A 24,292-nucleotide genomic window follows, 5' to 3' on the forward strand; every position below is an offset into this window, starting at 1 on the left:
GTATATTACTGTGTAATTTCGTCAAAGATAGCAGCCGCGGAATCCGTTAATTCCTGCGGAAGTGTGATGCCCAGGTTCTCAGCCACCTTGCTGTTGCCGTAGAATGCAGCTTCCTCGATCACCTCGAAGTTCATCTCGCTGGCCTTCTTTTCGCCCTTTAACACTTTGGCGGCCATTTTACCTGTCTGAATTCCTAAATCCACGTAATCGAGACCCATGGAAGCCAGGCAGCCGATCTTGACCTGCTCCACCTCGCTTCCGAATACCGGAATGTTTTTCTTGGAGGCTTTGTCTAAGATCATCGGGAGAGAGCTTACGACCGTGTTGTCGGTTAAGTTGTTTAAGCAGTCCACCTTTTCCAGGATGCTGTCGGCAGCCAGCGGGATATCGGCGGTGGAGGTTACGGCGCCTTCCACAATCTCAAATCCGTAATCCGGAGCTGCGGCCTTGTATTCTGCGATGGCGGTTTCGGAGTTTACTTCGCTGGTGCTGTAGAGAATGCCGATCTTCTTCGCGTCCGGAAGAATCTTCCGGATCATCTCTAACTGCTTCTCTACCGGAAGCTTGTCGCTGGTGCCGGTTACTTCGCCGACAGGTGTTCCGTCTTCGTTTGCAAGCGCCGCGGCAGCCGGATCGGTTACAGCCGTGTAGATGACAGGTACGTTGTCTTTCTTCGCTCCGCCGTAGGCAGCCTGTGCAATCGGAGTCGCAATGGCGCAGATTAAATCGGCTTTTTTGGAGATGAAGTTATTGATAATCTGGCTGGCCGTTCCGCCGTCCGCCTGTGCGTTTTCATAGAGAATGGTTAAGTTCTGGCCTTCGACGATTCCCTCGTCTGCCAGTCCCTGTAAGAAGCCTTCACGGCAGTTGTCCAGGGAGCCGTGCTCCGCGAACTGGCCGATGCCGATGGTGTAGGACTTGCCGTCTTCGGTAGCGGCGCCTTCTGCGGCTGTCGTATCGGCGGTGGTGTCGGCCGCGGAATCGGCGGCAGTGGTCGTTACAGCCTCGGTGGCGGCGGTCGTCGGATCCGCCGGTTTGGAAGAACAGCCCGCGAGTGCGGTTACCGTCATCGCTACGAGTAAGAGTGCTTTCACTGATTTTTTCATAATTGTTTCCTCCTCATGAATCATATATTTTAGTTTAAACATAAAAAAGTCCCAAGTATGTTCTAAAAACATACTTGAGACGAATTAACAAATCCGCGGTGCCACTCAAATTGACTTCCATAGAAGTCCGCTTTTCATATACTAACATATATGCCACGAAGATAACGGTTGTGGTCTCCGTCGGTCCCTACTTACCTGATGGTTCAGGACCGCCCTCAAAAGTCCATTCAGCTGTCTGCTCTATATCGCACTCACACCGGCGGCGACTCTCTGAAATATTGCGGGATAGCTTACTCCTCTTTTTCAACGGTTTATTTTATTGCTTATTATATTAATGCGTCAAAGTGGATTTGTCAACTACTATTTTTAAATTCCTTCGTATTTCCTCTATTTTCCCGCCGTCTGAACTGTTACCTATTTTCCGAAAAATCGCGCCAGCGGGCTGATTAAGTTGGATAAGTCCTGAATCGCCTGGTTGAGCGTCTTGATATCCACGGAATTAATCTGCTGGAGGGCTTCCTTCACGCTCTGGTCACTGGAGGTTACCAGGTTGTCGATATCCGTTACCATCTGGCCCAAATTCGCCTCCTCCAGCTCTTTTGCCACTACGTTCACGCTGTCCATCACCGTCTCCACATCGTCGAAAAGCCGGTTGACACGGGGGATGATGGTTGCAGAGGTATAGATGACGATGGCAAGGATCAGAATGCTGGCCAGCGCGGTAATCTGGGACATCCGGTACTGCTTTTTCGCGTAGGAGGCCTGGCGTTCGTTGGAGTCCTCCAGCCTTTTTAACATGGCCTCCAGTTCTTTGTCCGACAGGGATGCAAAGGGATTTTTTTTCTCTTCCATACAAATATCCTTCTTTCTGGTTCGTTACGGCACAGCAGCCGTTTCTGATTTCAGTATACTACGGCCTGCGGGAAAAATCGAGGAAATATCTTCCTAAGGATATCAAATTGTGGTAAACTAAAGCAAATATCTGTAAAAATGGAGGTTTAACAAATGAAGCTCTTAATTGTTGTGGACATGCAGAAGGATTTTATAGACGGCGCGCTGGGAAGTCCCGAGGCGCAGGCGATTGTGCCCAATGTAAAAAAGATGATCGAGGAGTATCAGGCGGCGGGAGAGGATGTGATTTTCACGCTGGATACCCACGATGAAAAGTATATGGAGACCCAGGAAGGAAAGAATCTGCCGGTTCCCCACTGTATCAGGGGCACCGATGGCTGGGAGCTGGATTCCGCCTTAAAGGAATTTCAGGGGAAGCGGTTTGAGAAGAATACCTTTGGAAGCACCGCCCTTATGGAATACGTTCAGGAACGGCCGTATGAGTCTGTCATGCTGATCGGAGTCTGTACGGATATCTGCGTCATCTCCAATGCGCTGCTGGTGAAGGCCGCGATCCCGGAGGTGCCGGTTCTCGTGGATTCCTCATGCTGTGCGGGAGTCTCGCCGGAGAGCCATGAAAATGCCTTAAACGCCATGAAGATGTGCCACATTGCCGTGCAGTAAGCGGCGGATCGGGGAAGGAGGTCTGCGCGATGGCACAGCGAATATTGATTGCGGATGACAGCGAGGAGATCATCGAGATTCTGCAGATACTTCTGACCGGAGAAGGGTACGAGGTGGTGACGGCGGGAGACGGGGAGGAAGCGGTCATGCTGGCGGACAACACCATCGACTTAATTATTCTCGACGTGATGATGCCGGTTAAGTCCGGCTACGTGGCATGCTCCGAGATCCGGAAAAAGTCCATGGCGCCCATCCTGTTTTTAACGGCCCGCACCCAGGATTCCGATAAATCCATGGGCTTCTCGGCGGGAGGAGACGATTATCTGGCGAAGCCCTTTTCCTATTCGGAGCTTCTTTCCAGGTGCAAATCGCTTCTGCGTCGGTATCTCGTCTACCAGGGAAAGAACTTCGCCGCGCCGGACAACCGTCTGGTGCTGGGGGACCTTTCCGTGGACCAGGACACGCGGACCGTGACCGTGGAAGGCCGTGATGTGAATCTGACCTCCAGGGAATACTGCATTCTCGTCCTCCTGTTAAAGAACCGGAGAAAGATCTTTTCCTCGGAGAATATCTACGAGAGTGTTTGGAATGAACCGTATTTTTACTCCGCCAACAACAATGTGATGGTCCACATCAGGAATCTGCGGAGGAAAATTGAGAAGGACCCGCAGAATCCGGAATACATAAAGACCATGTGGGGGCGGGGGTATTATATTGAATAATTTCCTTAAGAAAATGGCGAATCCCACGCGTTTAAGCCTTGCCACGCTGTATGATGTGGTGATCGCGGCGGCGGCCGCCTTTCTCTGCTATGTGGCGGTGACGAACGCCATGGGGCTTCTGGCCGGCATGATGACGGACCAGAAGAACTATTATGAGCGGCATACGAAGCTTCTGGCAGAGGAATTTCAGGATTTCGTCACGGAAAATCATGTGGAGATCGGAGACGGGGAGACCATCGGTGACTGGAATTCCGAGAACTGGTATGTGTTCCTGACGGTATATCAGCGGGACCGCATCTACTATAATACCATGGACCGGGATAATGAGAAGCTGAAGACCGAGCTTAAGGACGAGCACCCGGGGTTTCAGTATGGGTATTTATACCGCCACGGGACAGCAGTTACCTATCCGGTGAAGTTTGCCGACGGGGATGGGGAGATCCTGATCCGGGCCTACTTTGAGGCCAGGTTCCGGACACTGATTCTCGTCCTGGGAGCGGGTATGAGCGCGGTCTGCTTCGTCGTGGTATTCCTCGTGCTGCTTCAGAAAAAGCTGGCGTATATCCGTCAGATCGAGAAGGGGATCCACATCCTGGAGACCGGCTCCAGAGGGTACGAAATTCCCTTAAAAGGCCGGGATGAACTCTATTCCCTGGCAGACAGCATCAACCAGATGAGTGAAAGCCTGCACAAGGAGATCGAGGAAAAGGACCGGATTGAAAAGGAGCGGAGCGAGATCGTGACAGCCCTGTCCCACGATATCAGGACACCGCTCACCTCGGTTCTGTTCTACCTGGATTTGATTACGGCTGGCAAATGCACGGCGGATGAGTCCGTCCTTTATATGGAGAAGGCGAAGCGCCAGGCATACCATATGAAGAACCTGATGGACGATTTATTCAGCTATTCCTATGCCACAGGAGACCGTTTTTCCCTGAAAAACGAGGAGTACGACGGAAATGAGCTGTTCGGGCAGCTGATCGGTGATCTGACGGAATCCCTGGAGGAACATGGCTTCCGGACGGAGGTGCGCTACGAGATTGAGACGCCGTTTGCGGTGGAGACCGATGTGGTCCAGTTAAAACGCGTCCTGAATAATATTGGAACGAATATCGAAAAGTACGCGCGCAGAGACGGCATCGTGTCCGTGGAGGTCAGGCTTTCAGACGGCTTCGTCTGCCTGAACATCGAGAATCCCATACGGGACGAGGAGATCGAGGTGGAAAGCTACGGAATCGGCGTCAAGGCGTCGGAACAGATGATTGAAAAGATGGGAGGCAGCTTTTCTTACGAAAGCCATGACTATCGTTATCACACATCGATGAAGCTTCCGGAAAAAGAATGGAACGAGGAGCAGTTTTCTGTTTCAAAAAGAAAAAACAGCAGTCATGATAAGAATTTCTGAAGAAAATTTCAGAAATTTTACAGCCGTTTCTAAAGATTTATGGCTCATACTAAAACCAGGATAAAGAAGAATGAAATGAGGTGCGGATATGAAGCTTCTTTTTTTGACTGGAAAATTTGGTATGGGCCATTATTCTGCCGCTTTTTCGCTGGCAGAGCGTGTTTCGAGGGTGAATTCCGAGGCTGACATCGTGATCCGCGATATTTTTGAGTATGCAATGCCTTATTATTCCGACAAGGTTTATCACGCCTTTGGCGTTATGGTCACTCACTGCAGCGGAACGTATAATAAGTATTATAATCATATGGAACGCAAGGGACCGGATTTGAAACCGGTTTTTCTTCCATGGTTTTTAAAGAAAATAAAAAATCTGCTGGAGGAGGAACAGCCGGATGCGGTCATCTCAACCCTGCCCCTCTGTTCCCAGATCATGTCCTGGTATAAGGCGGTAACAGGCAGCCGGATGCCGTTAATAACGTGCATTACGGACATCAGCAGCCATTCCGAGTGGATCAACGGCGCCACAGACTGCTACCTCGTTCCCGACCGCATGGTGCGGACGAAGCTGACGGAAAAGGGCGTAGAGGAAACGAAGATTTACGTCTACGGAATCCCGGTCAGACCGGAATTCGATTACGGGGAAGAGCGGCCGGAAGAGACAGATGGGAAGAAGCACATCCTGATCATGGGCGGCGGTCTCGGAATCCTGCCTGAGAGCAATGAATTCTATGAGGAACTGAACGATTCCGGTCACATCCGGGTTACGGTGATCACGGGAAAGAATCAGGAAATCTACAAGAAGCTTCATGGAAAATACGAGAATATCGATGTGATCGGATATACCAACGAGGTGTACCGCTATATGCAGGAGGCCGACGTGGTGATCTCGAAGCCGGGCGGAATCACCCTGTTTGAGACGATTCATGCAGGAACGCCGCTTCTGGTATTTGAACCGTTTCTCCAGCAGGAGATCAACAACACAGGCTTTATCGTGGGCCGCGGTATCGGAATGATACTGGAGAAAAACCCCATGGACTGTGTCCGGGAGATCAGCAAGATCGTTCAGGATGATACGCTTCTGGACGCCATGAAGGCAAATGTAGACCGTTTGAAGAGAGAGTACGACCAGACCGTGATTGGCCAGGTACTCGCCCTGATCGAAGGACCGGAAGGAGCGTTATGTACAGGATGAAATGGAGCAGAAAATGGAAATGGAGCAGACTGGCCGCGGCTCTCGGACTGCTGGCCGGCGGATTTGCAGTGCATTCCGTGATTCCGTCCTTGTATCATAAACACAGAAATCCGGCGGTGCTGCGAAGAACCGGAGTTCCCGGGACGGTGATGCTCACCTTTGACGACGGTCCCGATCCGGATTATACCGGGCGGCTCCTCGACCTTTTAAAGAAGGAGGAGGTGAAGGCGGCTTTCTTTGTGGTGACCAGAGAGGCGGTAAAAGAGGAAGCGCTGATCGACCGCATGCTGTCCGAAGGCCATGTGGTGGGCTTTCATTCCATGGACCACCAGAACGCCATGGTGAGAGGATATCTGCACACGAGAAAAGATTTTCGCACCGGAAGCGAATTTATGAAGAGAAAAGGCATCTCCGACATCTGGTATCGTCCGCCCTGGGGGCTGACGAACCTGTTTTCCTGGCATTTAGCGAGAAAATACGGGATGAAGATGGTTCTGTGGGATGTGATGGCCGAAGACTGGGAGAGGGGAGCTACGGCAGGCTCGATCCGGAAGAAGTGTCTTAGCCGTGTAAAGGACGGATCCATCCTCTGCCTTCACGACGGAGGAAGACGTACGGGAGGCGCGCCCGGAGCTCCGGAGAAGACGCTGGAAGCGCTCACTTATGTGATCCCCGCGTTAAAAGAGGCGGGCTGCCGGTTTATACTTCCTTCGGAAGCTGTATTCAGATAGATGATTGCCATATAAGTGATTTCAGATAAAGAAAGGAAGAATCGATTTGGAGCAGAAAACCATGAAATGGAAAAATTCACTCCTCTGCACGGCGGCCATGGTGGTGCTGGCGGGAGTGACGTGTTACATACTGTTGAAGGACCATTCCATGGGAACCCTGTGGGCGGTTTTAAAGAACGCGGACTTACGCTTTGTGCTGCTGGGGCTTTTTCTCATGGTTCTGTTTGTCGGCTGTGAGGCAGCCGTGATCAGGCTCCTGGCGGGGACGTGGGGAGGAAGTGTGCCGTGGAAGAGAGCCATGCAGTACTCCTTCGCAGGCTTTTATTTCAGCTCGATCACGCCCTCATCCACAGGCGGCCAGCCCATGCAGCTGTACTACATGGTCCGCGACGGGATGAGCGCGGCGAGAAGCTCGTTCGCGCTGCTGACGATTACGGCCATGTATCAGCTGATGGCGCTGGCTTACGGCGTGGGTATGGGGCTGCTTAAGTTTTCGTATCTCATGGGACTGCCGCTGGCGCTTAAGCTCCTGATCTGTTTCGGGATTCTGGCAAACGGGATTTCCGTGGCATTTATCCTGCTGATTCTGTTTTGCAGGCCGCTTGTGGAGCGGCTGGTATACAGAGTTCTCCGCCTGTTGAACCATTTTCCTTCCTTTGATGGGGAAAAGGCCGCACAGAAAGCCGGTTCCATGATCGAAGAGTACAGCCAGGGCGGCGCATATCTGCGGAAATATCCGATGGCTGCGGTGAAGACGGCGGTGCTTACCTTCTGCCAGCTCACCTTCCTGTATATGGCCTCCTACTGTGCCTGTCTGGCCCTCGGCCTGGGCAGCGTGGGTCTGGTCAACTTCATTATGCTTCAGTCTATCGTGAGCCTTGCAGTGTCGGCCGTCCCCCTGCCCGGTGCGGTGGGGGCGTCAGAGAGCGGCTTCCTGGTGATGTTCAGCGGCTTCTTAAGCTCATCCCAGCTGCTCCCCGTCATGGTGTTAAGCCGGGGCATCAGCTTCTATGGCTTCCTCGTGGTCAGCGGCCTGGCGGTCGCCTCCCTCCATATCAGGAAGAAGGGGACGCCGAAAAAGGAAAAAGAAGTCCGCAGCCGGGCGCATGGCCCTGTGTATAAGCAGTTCAGCGTTAGTGAAGAGCTGCACTAATCCGAGGGGCTCAGAGCCGGTATGGCGACGCTGCCTCCGCGGAGGCAAAAGATCCGGTTCGGAAAACGTTTCTGCATCCGGCTGATGAGAAGGCTGTTTTCCTCCTCCGGCCGCACACTTTTCAACAGAACGGAAGACGGGGAGTAGTCGATGACACTGGCGTGAAAGACTGACGCCATGCGAAACAGCTCCCGGATATCGTCCTCCGAACAGTCATGAATTCTTAAGAACATCAGCTCCTCGCAGTGCATGGCGGTCTCCGTAAGGTCCACGACCTTGATGACCTCCACACGCCGGGCGAGCTGTTTTTTTATCTGCTCAAAGGTCTGGTCGTCGCTGGTCAGCCCGATGGTCATGCGGGAAACCGTCTCATCCTCAGCCGGTCCCACGGTCAGACTCTCCAGATTATAGGACTTTCCGGAAAAGAGGCCGGCAATTAAGGCCAGGACGCCGGGTTCATTTTCTACGTAAAGATTGATCCAACGCTTTTTCATCGTTATCTCCCCCTCTCATTTTCCAGAATCATGTGGTCGATCGGACTGCCCGGCGGTACGATGGGCAGCACATTGTCATCCCAGGCAATCAGAAATTCGATCAGAACCGGCGCGTCCTTGCTGGCTTCTGCGGTCTGAAGGGCCGGTTGGATCTCCTCCTCCTTCGTTACCCTGATCCCCGTAATTCCAAAGCTTTCAGCCAGCTTGATGAAATCCGGCGTGTACGGCGGACAGCCCGGTCCGGGCTCCTGACAGACCGCGGGGCAGCTGCTTCTCCGGCGCAGACAGGTAGCGGAATAGCGGTGATCGAAAAACATCTCCTGCCACTGGCGCACATTGCCCAGCCAGCCGTTGTTAAGCACGCAGATGATCACGGGAAGTCCGCAGACCACGGCTGTGGCCAGTTCCTGCATATTCATCTGTAACCCGCCGTCCCCTGTGATGAGCACCACCGTCTTATCCGGGTTCCCGATTTTCGCGCCGAGAGCGGCGGGGAGGCCGTATCCCATGGTACCCAGCCCGCCGGAGGTCAGAAGGCGCCGGTCCTCGCTCAGCTCCAGAAACTGGGTTGCCCACAGCTGGTTCTGACCGACATCCGTGGCGACGAAGAGCGGGCCTTCCAGGCGGTTGATGGACCGGATGACGGATTCCGCTGTCAGTCCCTCCCGCTTCATGGTGATGGGACGGGCTTCTTTCCAGCCATCGATCTGCTTCCTCCAGGCGCCGGTGTCCAGCAAAACAGCTTTTTCCAGGAGGGCCCGGATGGCGGCTCCGGCGTCGGCGACTATGGGAATATCGACGGCGATGTTTCTGGAAATGGAAGCGGGATCGATGTCCACGTGGATGATGGATGCATGCCTGGCAAACTCCCCGTTCTTACCGGTGATGCGGTCATTGAAGCGGGTGCCGATGGAGAAGAGGACGTCGCAGCCGCTGACCGCCGAATTGGCGGCAAAGCTTCCGTGAATCCCGATATTGCCCGCATACAGCGGATGCGTGGACGGGATGGCGCCCTTTCCCATGATGGTGGTCACAACGGGCACGCCGGTACGCTCGGCAAGCCGTGTCATGGCTTCTTCCGCGCGGGCGATATTGACGCCGCCTCCCACCAGAAAGACCGGCCGCTTCGCCTGATTTAAACGTTCTAAGGCTTTTTTTATCTGGCCTCCGTGTACGGCGAAACCTGGCCGGTATCCCCGGATTTTTACCTGGTCGGGATAGCAGCTGCTGCCGTATTCCCTCTGTATATCCTTGGGCAAATCCACCAGTACAGGGCCGGGCCTTCCGGTCGTGGCGATATGGAACGCCTTTTTGATGATTTCCCCCAGACTCTCCCTCGTCCGGACGGTTACCGCGTATTTACAGATGCTTCTGGTGATGCCCGTGATGTCGACCTCCTGGAAGGCATCGTTGCCGATCAGGCTGGTGGGAACCTGGCCGGTAAAACAGACGAGAGGAACGCTGTCGTAATTGGCCGTTGCGATGCCTGTCACTAAGTTGGCCGCGCCAGGGCCGCTGGTTACGAGACAGACTCCGGGTCTGCCGGTGGAGCGGGCGTAGCCGTCGGCGGCGTGAACCAGTCCCTGTTCGTGGCGGGGGAGAATGAAACGGATGCCGGTCTCCCCGTGAAGAGCGTCAAATAAGTCAATGGCCTGCCCGCCGGGATAGCCGAACAGGACTTCGACACCTTCTTCCTTCAGTGCTTTTACAAAAAGCTGTGCGCCTGTGATTTGCATAATCACTGCCTCCTTCTTAAATATTATGTGAATGCAAGTGCTTGCTGTCATGTGTGGGATAAAATTGGTACCGCGGTTTTACGGCGGTACCGTGCATGAGTCTTCACTGTTCGTGATTTTCCCACCTGCCGATTCCTTCCAGAAAGACCCTGACGCTGTCTCTGACGTAATCGTGACGTGAGATTTTGGACAGGCTGTCGTCGAAAGACGCTTTCAGAAACGTGTAACCGAAGGTCGCGGAGAAAATCGTCATGGCCCATGATTCATAGCTTCCGTGATTCAGCTTCCCCTTCTCCTCCATCTGTTTAAAATACCGGATGAGAGAGGAGACGAAGGCCCTTGGAATCATCATGATGAACGGGGCCGTTTCCTCGTAGATCTGGGGCGCGCGCAGGCCGATGGAGAGGTTGACGAAATCCGGGGTTATCCGGTCCATGTACGCGTTCATGAACATCTCTAAATCGCTTCTCAAGTCCCACGTGACGTTTTCAAAGGCCAGGGGGGTGACGTCCGCCCTCCACTTTTCCTGGTCAATGCCGGCCAGCACGATGTCCTTCTTTCCTGCAAATTTGCGGAAGAGCGTGCACTCGTTGACGCCTGCCTGCTTTGCAATGTCTTTTGTGGTAGTGGCGACATACCCTTTGTCGCGGATCAGCTCCATGGCTGCGTCCACGATTCTCTGGCTGGTATCATCCATGTATTCCACCTCCATGCAAGTACTTACTTTCATTACATTCTATCCGAAAGGAGACGGGATGTCAAGAAAAAATACGACAGAACTGTTTGACAAAATGGCTGTTACAGAGTATAATGAACAATGTTCATATTGAAGGAGGTCCATATGAAGAAATCAGCAACTTCAAAAGAAGAGCTGCTTGCGATTGCGAAAGAGATCGCGGGCAGAGAGGGAATTGGAAATCTGAATATACGCCGTCTGGCCTCAGAGAGCGGTATCGCGATCGGTACGGTCTACAATTATTACCCTTCCAAAGGGGATTTAATCGGGGCGGTTATGGAGGATTTCTGGCGTAATGTGTTTCATGGCAGTCATTTTGACACAGAGAGCGGTGATTTTATCGGAAGTGTCCATGATATCCATTTCCGCCTGCGCGAAAACCTGGGAAGCTTCCGCGAGGAGTTTTTAAAGGAGATGGAGGTGCTCAGCCAGACCGATCAGAAGAGAGGGAGAGAGCTGGAGGCATTTTACTTAGGACATATGAAGGAAGGGATGCTCCGTATTCTGGAGCGTGACAACAGGGTGGCACCGGAGGTCTGGAACGAGACATTTACACCCGAAAGGTTCGTATCCTTTGCCTTCTCCAACATGGTTCTTCTTCTGAAGAATCAGGAGGATCCGGCTTATTTTGAAGAGATTATGAGGCGTCTGATCTATAAGACAGATGCAGACACAGGAAAGGAAGTATGACGATGCAGGCAGTAATGGAAACAATCTTTGACATTGTATATTTATGTACGGTGATTGCGCTGGGAGTGCGTATGATCACCGGAGCGGGAGAGAGAAAGCAGATTAAGCTGTTTGGAATCATGGCAGTGGTTCTGGGATGCGGCGACGCATTTCACTTAGTGCCCCGCGCTTACGCCCTCTGTACGGATGGGCTGGCGAATCACGCCGCGGCCCTTGGATTTGGAAAGCTGGTAACCTCTGTGACGATGACCGTATTTTATGTGATTCTGTACTACATATGGAAGATGCGGTACCGCGTGGAGGGAAAGAACGGTCTGACTGCCGTCGTATGGGGGCTGGCCCTTGTGAGGGTATTCCTGTGCTTCATGCCGGGCAATGACTGGTTAAGCGCCAGCGCACCGCTCTCCTGGGGGATTTACCGCAATATTCCGTTTGCGGTTCTGGGACTTCTGATGATTGTCCTCTTTTACCGGAAGGCAAAGGAGACGGCGGATTCGGGCTTTGGCTTTATGTGGCTGGCGATTACGCTCAGCTTTGGATTCTATATTCCAGTTGTGCTGTGGGCGGATACCATCCCGGCGGTGGGCGCGCTTATGATCCCCAAGACCTGCGCTTACGTGTGGATCGTGGTCATGGGATACCGGGAGATGAAACAGCCGGGACAGAGAAAGGAGAAGTAATATGACAAATGACAGAAAAAAGAAAGCAGTATTAAAGCTGGTAAACACCGCGTTGGTCTATGCGCTGCTGGCCATGGCGGGAGGCGTATTCTACCGTGAATTCACGAAGTTTAACGGCTTTTCCGGAAGAACGACGCTGGCCTTCGTGCACACTCACTTATTCCTGCTGGGAATGATCGTTTTCCTTGTGGCCGCGCTGTTTGAGTTTCATGCGGCGGTGACGGAGCAGAAGCGGTTTGGGCTGTTCTTTGGAATCTATAATGCAGGCATCGCCGTAACGGTGGTGATGCTGATCGTCAGGGGCATTGCACAGGTGCGCGCCTTAGAGCTGAGCCGTGCCATGGATGCATCCATATCGGGAATCGCCGGCCTCGGCCATATTATGACGGGTGTCGGGATTATCCTCTATTTCGTGATGCTGAAGAAGGCAGTCGCAGAATCGTAACGCGTTACAGCAGGGCCGGGAGGCGGACGGTTGCAAGCGGTCTCATTGTGTGTTAGAATAAAGAAATATAAGACGGCAGGGAATCATAGCTTTTCCGGAACCATAAAGGAGATCCGGCCGGGCAGCGAGCCGCTGTCAGGATTGTTAATATTTTAAGGTTAAAAGACCGTAATCTGCTCCGAAGTACATCCGCACATTTCATGTGCTTACGCCTGCGGCTTGTACATCTTCGCATCTTACGGCATCCTTTTTCGTATGATTTCCTGTCGTTTTATCTTTTGAATCCGGGCAGCCGGCTGAAAGACAGGAAAGCTGCCATGTCATTTAGAGTGAGGGACTACCTATGCACGAACCGGATTTGTGGAAATACTGCACGGCGGAGCACTGCAGGGAGATGCTTCTTTCCTTCCGGCTTCTGGAGGGGGAGGAGTGGACCGATGATAAGGTCATATCCTGCCTGTATGCCGTGAGCAATCATACAGAAAAACATTATAACCGGCTGCGGATTCCGAAGAAGGGCGGAGGAGTAAGGCAGATTCAGGCGCCGGACCCGCTGCTTAAGACGATACAGCGGAATATCCTTCACCATATTCTGGAGGGGCTGGAGCTGTCGCCCTGCGCGGCGGCCTACCACAGAGGCGCGTCCATCCGGGATAATGCAGCCCGCCATACGGGCAAAAATGTGGTGCTGAAGCTGGATATCAAAGATTTTTTCGGAACTATTACGTTTTCCATGGTGCAGCAGAGGGCATTTAACAGCAGGTATTTTCCTGTCCCGGTAGGGACGCTTCTAACCTCACTGTGCTGCTTAAGGGACACGCTTCCCCAGGGATCGCCGGCCTCGGCCGCCATATCGAATCTGGTGATGAAGCCGTTTGACGAATACATGGAGGCGTGGTGCCGGGAACGGGATATTGTATACAGCCGCTACTGTGACGACATGACATTTTCCGGGGATTTTGCTGCGGCGGAGGTGATCGGGAAGGTGAAAGGATTTCTGGACGCCATGGGTTTTGAACTCAACCGGTCAAAGACAAAGGTCCTTACCCGCCATACCAGACAGACGGTGACAGGCATTGTGGTCAACGACAGGGTGTCGGTTCCAGCCGCCTACCGGAGAGAGCTGAGGCAGGATATTTATTACTGCCGGAAATTTGGCGTGCGGGAGCATATAAGGAGCAGGTCAGAGAAGAAATATCTGGATCTGGGAGAGGCCGGAGAGGTGAAGTATCTGATGTCCCTGTTAGGGAAAATCGGATTTGTCCTGTCCGTAACACCCGGAGACGTCTGGTTTATGGAGGCGGAAGAGGCGGTGAAAACGCTTTTGAAAGAGTACCAGGGACAGGCTTCTTGAACCGGAGTACAACTTCTGAACAGAGTCCTGTAAGAGAATAGAAACGTGAGCAGAGAAGACGGAAAGCATGGCGTCTTCTCTGCTCATTTTTGTTTGACTGTTTTAACTGAAAATACTGCCGCAGCTAGTGCCGGCGGCACTAGTATTATCTCATTAACTTCATGAGATCCTCATAAAAACCAGGATAGGAGATGTTCACACATTCTGCCCCAAGAATCTCCGTCTCGCCTTCCGCGCAGAGCCCTGCGACGGCAAAGGTCATGGCGATGCGGTGATCCAGCAGGCTGTCGATCACGGCGCCGTGCAGCGGTCTGCCGCCGTTAATGATCATTCCATCCTCAGTTTCGGTCACATCGGCCCCCATGGCGGATAAGTTCTTCACCATGACTTCGAGACGGTTGGATTCCTTAACCTTTAATTCCGCCGCATCTTTGATGATGGTGGTGCCTTCCGCGAAGCAGGCCATCACCGCGATCATGGGAAGCTCATCGATCAGAGTGGGGATGATGGCTCCTTCGATGACCGTGCCGTGGAGGCTGCTGCATTTAACCAGAATATCAGCGGTGGGTTCCCCGGAGGCATCCTGTTCATTCATCAGCGTTATGCCGGCGCCCATGGCCCGGCAGACATGGAGAATGCCGTCTCTGGTGGGATTGATCCCCACCTGGCGGATCAGCAGTTCAGAACCCGGCACCAAAAGGCCTGCAGCAAGAAATGGGGCGGCAGACGAAATATCGCCGGGAACCGTAATCTGTTTTCCGTAGAGTTCCCCGGCCGGCCGGATGATGGCTGTCGTGCCCTCGCATCTCACATCGGCGCCGAAGGAGCGGAGCATGAGCTCCGAATGGTTGCGGGACACATAGTCTTCCGTCACCCTTGTCTCACCGTCCGCATAGAGTCCGGCCAGAAGGATGGCCGATTTTACCTGGGCGGACGGTATCCTGGAATGGTAATGGATGGCCTGAAGGGGCCTGCCTGTAATATGCAGGGGCGCGCAGCCATTTTGACGGAGGCTCTCAATCTGGGCGCCCATCAGGGAAAGAGGCTCTATGATTCGTTTCATGGGGCGTTTCTGTATGGATTCGTCGCCGGTCACTGTCACGTCAAAATTCTGTGCCGACAGGATTCCGGATATCAGGCGGGTGGTGGTGCCGCTGTTGCCGCAGTCCAGAACGGTATCCGGCCTTTTTAAGCCTCGCAGCCCATTGCCGCGGACGATGACGGAATCGCCGTTATTTTCGATGGCCACGCCCATCTTCTGAAAACAGGAGATGGTGGAAAGACAGTCTGCCCCCTGAAGAAAATGGCTGATCTGCGTCGTTCCCTTTGCAATCGATCCGAACATGACGCTTCTGTGTGAAATGGATTTATCGCCGGGAATATGTACTTCACCCTTAAGCGGGCTTGCCTTTTTAAATTTCATGGTGTTCCTCCGTATGTCAATTTTCAGACACGCACCAGGTCGTAATGGTAGCGCTCTAACTGCTTCCACGCCATGTCCATGGTTTCCTTGTCGTAGAAGATAATCTTGAGCGTGCCCTCCCCGTGCTCTCTGTTGTGGTTAATGCCGATGTTCTTAATGCTGATGCCCTTGGCTGCTAGGATAACGGACAGTGTGGAGATCGCGCCGACCTCGTCCGCCATGTCTACGGTAAACGAATATTCCGGTGTGACAGAGCCCTGGTTCCGCTCGGAAATGGAGTTCCGGTAGTCCCTGGAGGTCTCGAACAGCCGGGAGAGATACTGGTTGTCACCCGCTTTGAGCTTTTCCAGAGTTCCGTTTAAGGAGGCGATATACTGCTCCAGAACGGCGGCCAGAGGCGCCCGGTTTGTCATGCAGATCTGCTCCCACATCTCGGGAGACGAGGAGGCGATTCGGGTAATATCCTTAAAGCCGCCGGCGGCCAGTCGTTTCATCAGACCATCCGGATTATCGGCATCCCTGACCAGATTCACCAGGCTGGAGGCGATGACGTGTGGCAGATGGCTGATCGCTGCCGTGACGGAATCGTGCTCGTGATAGTCCAGGACGATGGGGATGGACCCAATCAGCGAAGCGACGGATATCAGCCGATCCACCGCCTCAGGGGAAGAGCTGCGGGTGGGGGTAATGATGTAGTAGGCGTTTTCCAGCAGATGATCCGTGGAATTCTCGAAGCCTGTCTTTTCGGATCCGGCCATGGGATGGCCTCCGATAAAGCAGTCCTCCATCCCGAGCCGGGTGACCGCCTCGTGGATGTCGGTCTTGGTACTCCCCACGTCGGTGATGATGGCGCCCGGCTTTAAAAATGGTTTGATTTCGGCAAGGTAGCGGGCGTTATATTCCACGGGGGTGCACAGAAAGATGAGATCACACTCGGATAACTGTTCATTGACTCCGTCGAGTATCACGTCGATCACGCCCTCATCCAGGGCGCTTAAGAGCCTGGAACGGGTCCGCATGTATGCCATAATCTTCGTATCCGGTTTTTCACGCTTGATCCCTCTGGCTATGGAACCGCCGATGAGACCAAGCCCAATAAAGGCAATGGTGGAATCAGTCATTAAAATATCCTCCCTGCAAGCGCTGCGTAAGGTTTCAGGTTTTCGGTAAGCTGCTCAAACTGTTCAAAGGTGAGCGACTGCGGGCCGTCGGACAGCGCGCAGGACGGGCACGGGTGAACCTCCACGATCAGACCGTCGGCGCCTACTGCGACTGCGGCTTTGGAGATCGGCTCAATGTAGGCGCGGACACCGGTTGCGTGGCTCGGATCGATGAGAATAGGCAGATGGCTCTTGGCGCGGATAACCGGTACGGCGCTGATGTCCAGCGTGTTCCTGGTGGCGGTTTCGTAGGTGCGGATGCCGCGCTCACAGAGTACGATGCGGGGATTGCCTTCGGAGGCGATGTATTCCGCCGCGTTCAGCCATTCGTCTATGGTTGCGGATAAGCCCCTCTTTAACAGTACCGGGATACCGGCGCGTCCGGCCTCCTTTAACAGCTCAAAATTCTGCATGTTGCGGGCGCCGATCTGGATCATGTCCACGTACTTCACCGCGGTCTCCAGAGCCCGTAAGCTGGTGACCTCGCAGACAATATTAAGGCCGGTCTCATCCCGGGCTTCCTTCATATACTGTAAGCCTTCTTCCTCCAGTCCCTGGAAGGCGTAGGGGGAAGTTCTCGGCTTGTAGGCGCCGCCTCTTAAAAATTTTGCACCGGCTTTCTTTACGGCGATCGCTGTCTCGATGACCATGTCGTGATTTTCGATGGCGCAGGGGCCGGCCATCATGGTCAGCCTACCAGGTCCGATTCTGGTATTTCCGACCTCGATCACGGAGTCCTCCGGGTGAAACTTTTTGTTTACCAGCTTATACGTCTCGGTGACCGGAACGATCTTATCCACGCCCTCCGCCATCTCGATGTTGGCGCCCTGGAGCTTCGTCTTGTCGCCGACAACGCCTACGATGGTGACCTCCGTTCCTTTGGAAAGATGAGCCTGGAGGCCTTTGGATTCTATCAGGTTTTTAATTTTCCCAACCGCTTCTTCGGAAGCGTTCGGTTTCATAATAATAATCATATCGGTTTCCTCTCTTTAACAAGTATTCAAAAATAGCTTAAGCACCATTGTAATCGAAAGAATGTAAGTTGTCAACGCTTTTATACGTTAAACTTCGACGCTTTAACGCAGATCAGCAAAGACGATGCGAAAAGATTTGACAAAGAACGTATGTTCTGATATAATGAATATAGTAAAAGAACGTATGTTCGAAATGTGAGAACCTGACAGGAAGGAGAAGATCAATACTATGAAGCTGACGAGGAATAATTTAAATGAAGTTCTGTTTGAAAACCAGGATGCCAGGCTATTGATTGAGGACGTGGTTTCTCATACTCAGGCCGGTATCTATTACTATCATGATGTGGAGATCACTCTGCAGGCCGCCTTAAAGATATGGAACAGAGCCAACGAAGCGGAGCAGAATGAAGCCCCGTATCACGCGTCTTTCCTTGATTTTAAAGGAGAAAGCAGACCCCAGGCCGCCTGGTGTCCGGCCCTGTAGGAAACCCATATTTTGACAAGTAAAATTATTTGTGCAAAATGCACATTCTACTTGCAATTTTCCGACACTTTTAGTAAAATATCCTCATAGACTTAAATACTGAACAGGAGGAATGTTTATGAACGTGTATGGAACCAAACAAATCCGTAACGTTGTATTACTCGGCCACGGAGGCGCGGGTAAGACGACACTCGCAGAGGCGATGGCACTGATTACAGGAGCTGTCAGCAGAATGGGAAAGATCACCGATGGAAACACCATCAGCGATTATGATAAGGAAGAGATTAAGAGACAGTTCTCCATTTCCACAACTCTGATTCCGCTGGAGTATCAGGGTGAAGACGGTCCGATCAAGATTAACTTGCTGGATACGCCGGGTTATTTCGATTTTGTTGGTGAAGTAGAAGAAGCAATCAGCGTTGCAGACGCCGCGGTTATCGTAGTGAACTGCAAGGCAGGCATAGAGGTTGGTACATATAAGGCATGGGAACTTTGTGAAAAGTATAAGCTGCCGCGTATTATTTTTGTAACGAATATGGATGACGATCATGCAAGCTACCGTGAACTGCTGCTGAGACTGGAAAAAGAGTTCGGCAGAAAGATTGCACCGTTCCATCTTCCGATTCGTGAGAATGAAAAGTTCGTGGGATTTGTCAACGTCGTAAAGATGGCGGGCCGCAGATTCACGGTGAACAGTGACTATGAAGAATGTGAGATTCCTGAATATTCACAGAAGAACCTGGGGATTGCGCGTGAAGCGCTGATGGAGGCTGTTGCGGAGACGAGCGAAGAGTATATGGAACGCTACTTCTCAGGCGATGAGTTCACTCAGGAAGAGATTTCTTCTGCACTTCGGGAACATGTAATAGAAGGTAATATCGTACCGGTTATGCTGGGCTCCGGCATTAACGCACAGGGTGCGAAGATGGTGCTTCAGGGAATCGACAAGTACTTCCCGACTCCAGACCGTTACGAGTGTATCGGTGTGGACGTATCCACAGGAGAGCGCTTTACGGCCAAATATAACGATAACGTATCACTTTCCGCCCGTGTATTTAAGACGATTGTGGACCCGTTTATCGGCAAATACTCTCTGATGAAGATTTGTACCGGTACCTTAAAACCGGATTCCAATATCTATAACGTAAACAAGGATACAGAGGAGAAGATCGGAAAGATCTATCTGCTCAGAGGAAAAGACGTGATCGAGGTTCCGGAATTAAAGGCCGGCGATATCGGCGCCGTATCCAAGTTATCCGTAACCCAGACGGGAGATACCATTGCGCTCCGTTCCGCGCCGATCGTATACCATAAGCCGGAGATTTCCACGCCGTATACGTATATGCGTTACAAACCGAAGACAAAGGGCGATGATGACAAGGTATCCAGCGCATTGTCGAAGCTGACAGAAGAAGACTGGACCTTAAAGGCAGTTACCGATACAGAGAACCATCAGTCCCTGTTATACGGAATCGGTGATCAGCAGCTGGACGTTGTAGTCAGCAAGCTGTTAAACCGCTATAAAGTAGAGATCGAGTTAAGCAAACCGAAATTTGCGTTCCGTGAGACCATCAGAAAGAAAGTTGAGGTTCAGGGAAGGTATAAGAAGCAGTCAGGCGGACATGGACAGTTTGGCGACGTTAAGATGACCTTTGAGCCATCCGGCGATTTAGAGACACCTTACGTATTCGAGGAGACTGTATTCGGCGGCGCTGTTCCGAAGAACTACTTCCCGGCTGTTGAAAAGGGTGTTGCAGAGTGTATCTTAAGAGGACCTCTCGCAGCCTATCCGGTTGTCGGACTGAAGGCGACGCTGACAGACGGCTCCTACCACCCGGTAGACTCCTCCGAGATGGCGTTTAAGATGGCGGCCACCCTGGCGTTTAAGAAGGGCTTTATGGAAGCGAACCCGGTTCTGTTAGAGCCGATTGCCTCCTTAAAGGTTACTGTTCCGGATAAGTTCACCGGTGATGTTATGGGTGACTTAAACCGCAGACGCGGCCGTGTACTGGGGATGAATTCCAACCATAACGGCAAGCAGATCATCGAAGCCGATGTTCCGATGTCTGAGCTGTTTGGATACAATACAGACCTCCGCTCCATGACAGGCGGTATGGGAACGTATGAATATGAGTTCAGCCGCTACGAGCAGGCTCCTGGCGATGTTCAGAAGCGTGAAGTGGAAGAGCGTGCTTCCAAGGTTGACAGAACCGAGGCATAAGAAAAAGAATAAAGATAATGAGAGGCGGAACGGAAACTCGTTCCGCCTCATTTTCGTTCCCGGCCTGCGCAGGTTTTCTCCTTTCCCCTGAGATTTCTTGTCAACATGAGACAGATGTGATAAACTTGGAAACGTGATGGTAAGAAGAGTCAGGAGGTAGTGACCGGATGGATTACTTAAGAGAAATAAAGAAAACGTGTTCAAGGCTCGGAGTGGGATACGCGGCCTTTCTGCTGGTGGGACTTATGGTACAGGCGGAGGCGGGGCTGATACTCGGAGTTCTTGAAAAAATGGGGTGGAAGGGGGACTGGAATACGTGGATCGTGCTCCTGGGCTCGATTCCCATGTATTTGTTCGGAACGCTGATATGCTGGCTCATTGTGAAAGACATGAGAACGCCGTGCAGGCCTCAGAGGCAGCCGTTCGGCGCTGGGCGGCTGGTGGTCGCTTTTTTTGCCTGCATCAGCATTATGTACATCGGAAATATTATAGGAACCGTCCTCATGAGCATCGTGAATGGAATCCAGGGCAAGCCTCTCTTAAATCCGGTAAACGAGCTGATCGAGAATCTGGATACGTGGGTAATTTTCCTGTTGACGGTGGTGGCCGCTCCCATATTTGAGGAGCTTCTGTACCGGAAGCTGCTGATCGACCGGGTGGCTCATTACGGCGACCGGGTGGCTATCATTCTGTCGGGAGTCTTATTCGGGCTCAGCCATGGGAATTTCTATCAGTTTTTCTATGCCTTTGGGCTGGGCGTCGTGTTTGCATACGTCTACATCAACACAGGAAAGCTTCGTTATACCATAATATTCCATGCGGTGATTAATTTTATGGGGTCGATCGTAGCGCTTCATGCAGCGGATAATATCTGGTTTGCCATGGCCTATGGCATCTTCATGATCGCGGCCGTTGTACTGGGAGTCGTATTCCTGATCCTTTACCGCCGTGAGATCCGCTTAAAACCCGCGATGCTGGCGATCCCGAGAGGAAGGCGGTTCGAGACCCTGTTTTTAAATCTGGGCATGATCCTCTTTTTCTTTGTCTCCGTGGGACTGTTTCTGTTTTCCTAAGCGGGAGTGGGAGTTGCAGGGAAATGATAAATAGCGGTTGACACGTTCCGACAAGTGTGATACATTCATAGTTAGCATAAATACTGTGAAGAGGAACAGTAAGCGGTCTGGAACATGCAGAGAGCCGGCGTATGGTGCGAGCCGGTTGGGAAGGATGGCTGAACTCGCCTTGGAGTTGCTCACTGAAGGAAGCGCTGCTTTTGTGTAGGTGCGGCCGGCATCCCAGCCGTTATCGGGGGAAGGATATGAATGCGTATCCGATAAGTGCATACAGCTTCTGTATGAAATAGAGTGGTACCGCGTGGAAGGAATCCGCGTCTCTATCGTTATGGCCTGAACGGCCTGGACGGTGGAGACGCGTTTTTTATTTCATTGGAAAGTTTGTCCTATGAAATAAAAAAACCTCCGGGAGGCTGGGCACTCCGCGCTAAGGAAGTATGGCCGCTGAAGCGGCCGCGCTCCGGCGCGAGAGTCCTGCTCGCCGGACTCTGTATTTTGCGGAATTCCAGGGAGCCGGATTTAGTTTTTTATCAGGAAGGAGAATGGTTTGTTATGGCATCATCATACAATCACAGCGCAATTGAAAAGAAGTGGCGCGAAAACTGGAAAAAGAATCCCGTAAATATCAATGACGGGAAGAAACCGAAGTATTACTGTCTCGATATGTTTCCGTATCCGTCGGGGAGCGGACTTCATGTGGGACACTGGAGGGGATATGTGATCTCCGACGTCTGGAGCAGGTATCAGATTTTAAAGGGACACTACGTCATCCATCCGATGGGCTGGGATGCCTTTGGCCTTCCGGCGGAAAACTATGCGATCAAGATGGGCGTTCATCCGGCCAAATCCACGGCTGAGAATGTAGCCAACATCAAGCGTCAGATCAATGAGATCGCCGCGGTATATGACTGGGATATGGAGGTCAACACGACCGACCCCGGATTCTATAAATGGACGCAGTGGATCTTCGTACAGATGTTTAAGAAGGGGCTGGCCTATGAGAAGGAATTCCCGATTAACTGGTGCCCCTCCTGTAAGACAGGCCTTGCCAACGAAGAGGTGGTGAACGGCTGCTGTGAACGCTGCCAGACACCGGTTACGAAGAAAAACTTAAGGCAGTGGATGTTAAAGATTACCGCCTACGCGGACCGGCTGCTGGATGACCTGGATAAGCTGGACTGGCCGGAGAAGGTCAAGAAGATGCAGACAGAGTGGATCGGCAAGTCCTACGGCGCAGAAGTGGATTTCAAAGTGGACGGACGGGAAGAAGCGATTAAAGTCTATACGACCAGGCCGGATACGCTGTACGGCGCGACCTTCATGGTACTGGCCCCGGAGCATGAGCTGGCGGCCGGTCTCGCCGTGCCGGAGACGAAGGAGGCGGTAGAGAAGTATATCTATGAAGCCTCCATGAAGTCGAATGTGGACCGTCTTCAGGATAAGGAAAAAACGGGTGTATTTACGGGCAGCTACGCCGTCAACCCGATAAATGGTGCAAAGGTGCCGATCTGGCTCTCCGACTATGTGCTGGCCGATTACGGCACGGGAGCCATCATGTGCGTGCCGGCTCACGACGACAGAGACTTTGAATTTGCAAAGAAATTCGATCTTCCGATTATTCAGGTTATTGCGAAAGACGGAGTGGAGATCGGGCATATGACACAGGCCTATACTGAGGCGAGCGGAATTATGATCAATTCCGGCGAGTGGAACGGAATGGAGTCTTCCGTCTTAAAGAAGGAAGCCCCCGTGATGATTGAAGAGCGTGGAATCGGTAAGAAAACGGTCAATTACAAGCTGCGCGACTGGGTATTTTCGAGACAGCGCTACTGGGGCGAACCGATTCCGATTATCCACTGTCCGCACTGCGGCAATGTCCCGGTTCCGGAGGATCAGCTTCCCTTAACTCTGCCGGAGGTGGAAAGCTATCAGCCGACGGGAACGGGAGAATCTCCGCTGGCTGCCATCGACGAGTGGGTGAACACCACCTGTCCGGTCTGCGGCGCTCCGGCCAGGCGGGAAACGAACACCATGCCGCAGTGGGCCGGTTCCTCCTGGTACTTCCTGCGCTATGTGGACAGCCATAACGAGAAGGAGCTTGTTTCTCGCGAAAAGGCGGATAAATATCTTCCTGTCGATATGTATATCGGAGGCGTGGAGCACGCGGTGCTTCATCTGCTCTACTCCAGGTTCTACACGAAATTCCTCTGTGATATCGGCGTCATCGATTTCGACGAACCGTTTACAAAGCTGTTTAACCAGGGCATGATCACCGGCAAGAACGGTATCAAGATGAGCAAATCCAAGGGAAATGTAGTATCTCCGGATGAACTGGTCCGTGATTACGGCTGTGATTCCCTGAGAATGTACGAACTCTTCGTCGGTCCGCCGGAGTTGGACGCGGAATGGGACGACAGAGGAATCGAAGGCGTCAGCCGTTTCTTAAACCGTTTCTGGAATCTCGTCATGGACAGCAAGGATAAGGAGACCGAACCGACGAGAGAGATGGTGCGTCTCCGCAATAAGCTGATCTTTGATATCGAACAGCGGTTTAACCAGTTCAACTTAAACACGGTAATCTCCGGATTTATGGAGTATAACAACAAATTCATCGAGCTGGCGAAGAAGACCGGAGGAATCGACAGGGAGACGCTCCGCACCTTTGTGATTCTGCTTGCACCGTTCGCACCTCATATCGGGGAGGAATTGTGGCAGCAGCTGGGAGGAAGCGATACGGTATTCCATGCCCAGTGGCCGGTATGCGATGAGGAAGCCATGAAGGAAGATGAGATTTCCGTGGCCGTGCAGGTGAATGGAAAGACGAAAGCGGTCGTAACGCTTCCGGCCGGTACAGCCAAAGAGGATGCGATCGAGGCCGGCAAGGCGCTGGTTATGGACAAATTGACTGGGACGATTGTCAAGGAAATCTATGTTCCTGGAAGAATTATCAATATTGTTTGCAAATAGCAGTTACAGACACCCGGAGGCGGCAGCCGAA

22 protein-coding genes and 2 other annotated features are annotated in these 24,292 nt (G+C 52.4%); of the genes, 14 read left to right on the plus strand and 8 right to left on the minus strand.

Going from position 1 to position 24,292, the window contains the following annotated elements; all coding sequences use genetic code 11:
• Window positions 1-5 precede the first annotated feature (5 nt).
• Both H8S80_RS04475 and H8S80_RS04480 read right to left on the minus strand, forming a co-directional pair.
• Window positions 6-1,106, minus strand: a complete 1,101-nt coding sequence (locus H8S80_RS04475) for an ABC transporter substrate-binding protein (RefSeq protein ID WP_117630355.1) — start codon at window positions 1,104-1,106, stop codon at window positions 6-8.
• Between the two features lie 72 nt (window positions 1,107-1,178).
• Window positions 1,179-1,422, minus strand: a binding site (T-box leader).
• 98 nt (window positions 1,423-1,520) lie between these two features.
• Window positions 1,521-1,958 (minus strand): hypothetical protein, encoded by a 438-nt coding sequence (locus H8S80_RS04480; RefSeq protein ID WP_002600103.1) that lies wholly within the window; start codon window positions 1,956-1,958, stop codon window positions 1,521-1,523.
• A 153-nt stretch (window positions 1,959-2,111) separates the two neighbouring features.
• Between H8S80_RS04480 and H8S80_RS04485 the strand changes: the two genes are divergently transcribed.
• The 6 genes from H8S80_RS04485 (at window position 2,112) to H8S80_RS04510 (ending at window position 7,824) form a co-directional block, all read left to right on the plus strand.
• Complete coding sequence (locus tag H8S80_RS04485; protein WP_002600102.1) at window positions 2,112-2,621, plus strand: cysteine hydrolase family protein; 510 nt, start codon at window positions 2,112-2,114, stop codon at window positions 2,619-2,621.
• Between the two features lie 29 nt (window positions 2,622-2,650).
• Window positions 2,651-3,343: a response regulator transcription factor gene (locus H8S80_RS04490; protein WP_117630356.1), complete on the plus strand. Its 693-nt coding sequence runs from the start codon at window positions 2,651-2,653 to the stop codon at window positions 3,341-3,343.
• Window positions 3,336-4,748: a HAMP domain-containing sensor histidine kinase gene (locus H8S80_RS04495; RefSeq protein WP_117630357.1), complete on the plus strand. Its 1,413-nt coding sequence runs from the start codon at window positions 3,336-3,338 to the stop codon at window positions 4,746-4,748. Before H8S80_RS04490 ends, H8S80_RS04495 begins: the two co-directional genes overlap by 8 nt.
• Before the next feature lie 88 nt (window positions 4,749-4,836).
• Window positions 4,837-5,940 (plus strand): MGDG synthase family glycosyltransferase, encoded by a 1,104-nt coding sequence (locus H8S80_RS04500; RefSeq protein WP_117630358.1) that lies wholly within the window; start codon window positions 4,837-4,839, stop codon window positions 5,938-5,940.
• Window positions 5,928-6,671, plus strand: coding sequence for a polysaccharide deacetylase family protein (locus H8S80_RS04505; protein WP_117630359.1), 744 nt, complete (start codon window positions 5,928-5,930; stop codon window positions 6,669-6,671). The genes H8S80_RS04500 and H8S80_RS04505 overlap by 13 nt, the downstream gene beginning before the upstream one ends.
• A gap of 61 nt (window positions 6,672-6,732) precedes the next feature.
• Window positions 6,733-7,824, plus strand: coding sequence for a lysylphosphatidylglycerol synthase transmembrane domain-containing protein (locus H8S80_RS04510; protein ID WP_080665538.1), 1,092 nt, complete (start codon window positions 6,733-6,735; stop codon window positions 7,822-7,824).
• Here the strand turns inward: H8S80_RS04510 and ilvN are convergent.
• From ilvN to H8S80_RS04525, 3 genes are all read right to left on the minus strand, one after another.
• Entirely contained in the window at window positions 7,821-8,318 is a 498-nt protein-coding gene (ilvN, locus tag H8S80_RS04515) for an acetolactate synthase small subunit (RefSeq protein WP_002600096.1), read from the minus strand. The genes H8S80_RS04510 and ilvN overlap by 4 nt on opposite strands.
• Window positions 8,319-8,320: 2 nt before the next feature.
• A complete protein-coding gene (gene ilvB, locus H8S80_RS04520; protein WP_029466118.1) occupies window positions 8,321-10,054 on the minus strand; it encodes a biosynthetic-type acetolactate synthase large subunit in 1,734 nt (577 codons plus the stop codon).
• A gap of 103 nt (window positions 10,055-10,157) precedes the next feature.
• The gene (locus H8S80_RS04525) at window positions 10,158-10,751 is read right to left on the minus strand and encodes a TetR/AcrR family transcriptional regulator (RefSeq protein WP_117630360.1); all 594 of its coding nucleotides are present in this window, start codon (window positions 10,749-10,751) and stop codon (window positions 10,158-10,160) included.
• A 144-nt stretch (window positions 10,752-10,895) separates the two neighbouring features.
• Between H8S80_RS04525 and H8S80_RS04530 the strand changes: the two genes are divergently transcribed.
• From H8S80_RS04530 to H8S80_RS04545, 4 genes are all read left to right on the plus strand, one after another.
• A complete protein-coding gene (locus tag H8S80_RS04530; protein ID WP_002600093.1) occupies window positions 10,896-11,480 on the plus strand; it encodes a TetR/AcrR family transcriptional regulator in 585 nt (194 codons plus the stop codon).
• A 2-nt stretch (window positions 11,481-11,482) separates the two neighbouring features.
• Window positions 11,483-12,160 (plus strand): hypothetical protein, encoded by a 678-nt coding sequence (locus H8S80_RS04535; RefSeq protein WP_025531426.1) that lies wholly within the window; start codon window positions 11,483-11,485, stop codon window positions 12,158-12,160.
• Window position 12,161: 1 nt separating this feature from the next.
• On the plus strand, window positions 12,162-12,605 hold the full coding sequence (locus H8S80_RS04540; protein ID WP_117630361.1) for a DUF2871 domain-containing protein: 444 nt from the start codon (window positions 12,162-12,164) through the stop codon (window positions 12,603-12,605).
• Between the two features lie 343 nt (window positions 12,606-12,948).
• Entirely contained in the window at window positions 12,949-13,959 is a 1,011-nt protein-coding gene (locus tag H8S80_RS04545; protein WP_029466119.1) for a reverse transcriptase family protein, read from the plus strand.
• Between the two features lie 145 nt (window positions 13,960-14,104).
• On the opposite strand, the gene aroA is transcribed toward H8S80_RS04545, so the two are convergent.
• Genes aroA through aroF form a run of 3 tightly spaced genes read right to left on the minus strand, consistent with a single transcriptional unit; the run spans window position 14,105 to window position 17,516 of the window.
• Window positions 14,105-15,382 carry a 3-phosphoshikimate 1-carboxyvinyltransferase gene (gene aroA / locus H8S80_RS04550; RefSeq protein WP_117630362.1) on the minus strand — a complete coding sequence of 426 codons (1,278 nt, stop codon included), beginning with the start codon at window positions 15,380-15,382 and terminating at the stop codon, window positions 14,105-14,107.
• Window positions 15,383-15,405: 23 nt separating this feature from the next.
• On the minus strand, window positions 15,406-16,503 hold the full coding sequence (locus H8S80_RS04555; protein WP_002600088.1) for a prephenate dehydrogenase: 1,098 nt from the start codon (window positions 16,501-16,503) through the stop codon (window positions 15,406-15,408).
• Window positions 16,503-17,516, minus strand: coding sequence for a 3-deoxy-7-phosphoheptulonate synthase (gene aroF / locus H8S80_RS04560; RefSeq protein WP_117630363.1), 1,014 nt, complete (start codon window positions 17,514-17,516; stop codon window positions 16,503-16,505). The genes H8S80_RS04555 and aroF overlap by 1 nt, the downstream gene beginning before the upstream one ends.
• Before the next feature lie 229 nt (window positions 17,517-17,745).
• Between aroF and H8S80_RS04565 the strand changes: the two genes are divergently transcribed.
• From H8S80_RS04565 to leuS, 4 genes are all read left to right on the plus strand, one after another.
• Window positions 17,746-18,000, plus strand: a complete 255-nt coding sequence (locus H8S80_RS04565) for a hypothetical protein (RefSeq protein WP_002600086.1) — start codon at window positions 17,746-17,748, stop codon at window positions 17,998-18,000.
• A gap of 118 nt (window positions 18,001-18,118) precedes the next feature.
• A complete protein-coding gene (locus tag H8S80_RS04570) occupies window positions 18,119-20,221 on the plus strand; it encodes an elongation factor G (protein WP_002600085.1) in 2,103 nt (700 codons plus the stop codon).
• Window positions 20,222-20,388: 167 nt separating this feature from the next.
• The gene (locus tag H8S80_RS04575) at window positions 20,389-21,294 is read left to right on the plus strand and encodes a CPBP family intramembrane glutamic endopeptidase (protein ID WP_002600084.1); all 906 of its coding nucleotides are present in this window, start codon (window positions 20,389-20,391) and stop codon (window positions 21,292-21,294) included.
• A gap of 76 nt (window positions 21,295-21,370) precedes the next feature.
• Window positions 21,371-21,619: a binding site (T-box leader), on the plus strand.
• 227 nt (window positions 21,620-21,846) lie between these two features.
• Window positions 21,847-24,261 (plus strand): leucine--tRNA ligase, encoded by a 2,415-nt coding sequence (leuS, locus tag H8S80_RS04580; RefSeq protein ID WP_117630508.1) that lies wholly within the window; start codon window positions 21,847-21,849, stop codon window positions 24,259-24,261.
• The last annotated feature ends 31 nt before the right edge of the window (window positions 24,262-24,292 follow it).

The organism is Hungatella sp. L36, from assembly GCF_014288035.1.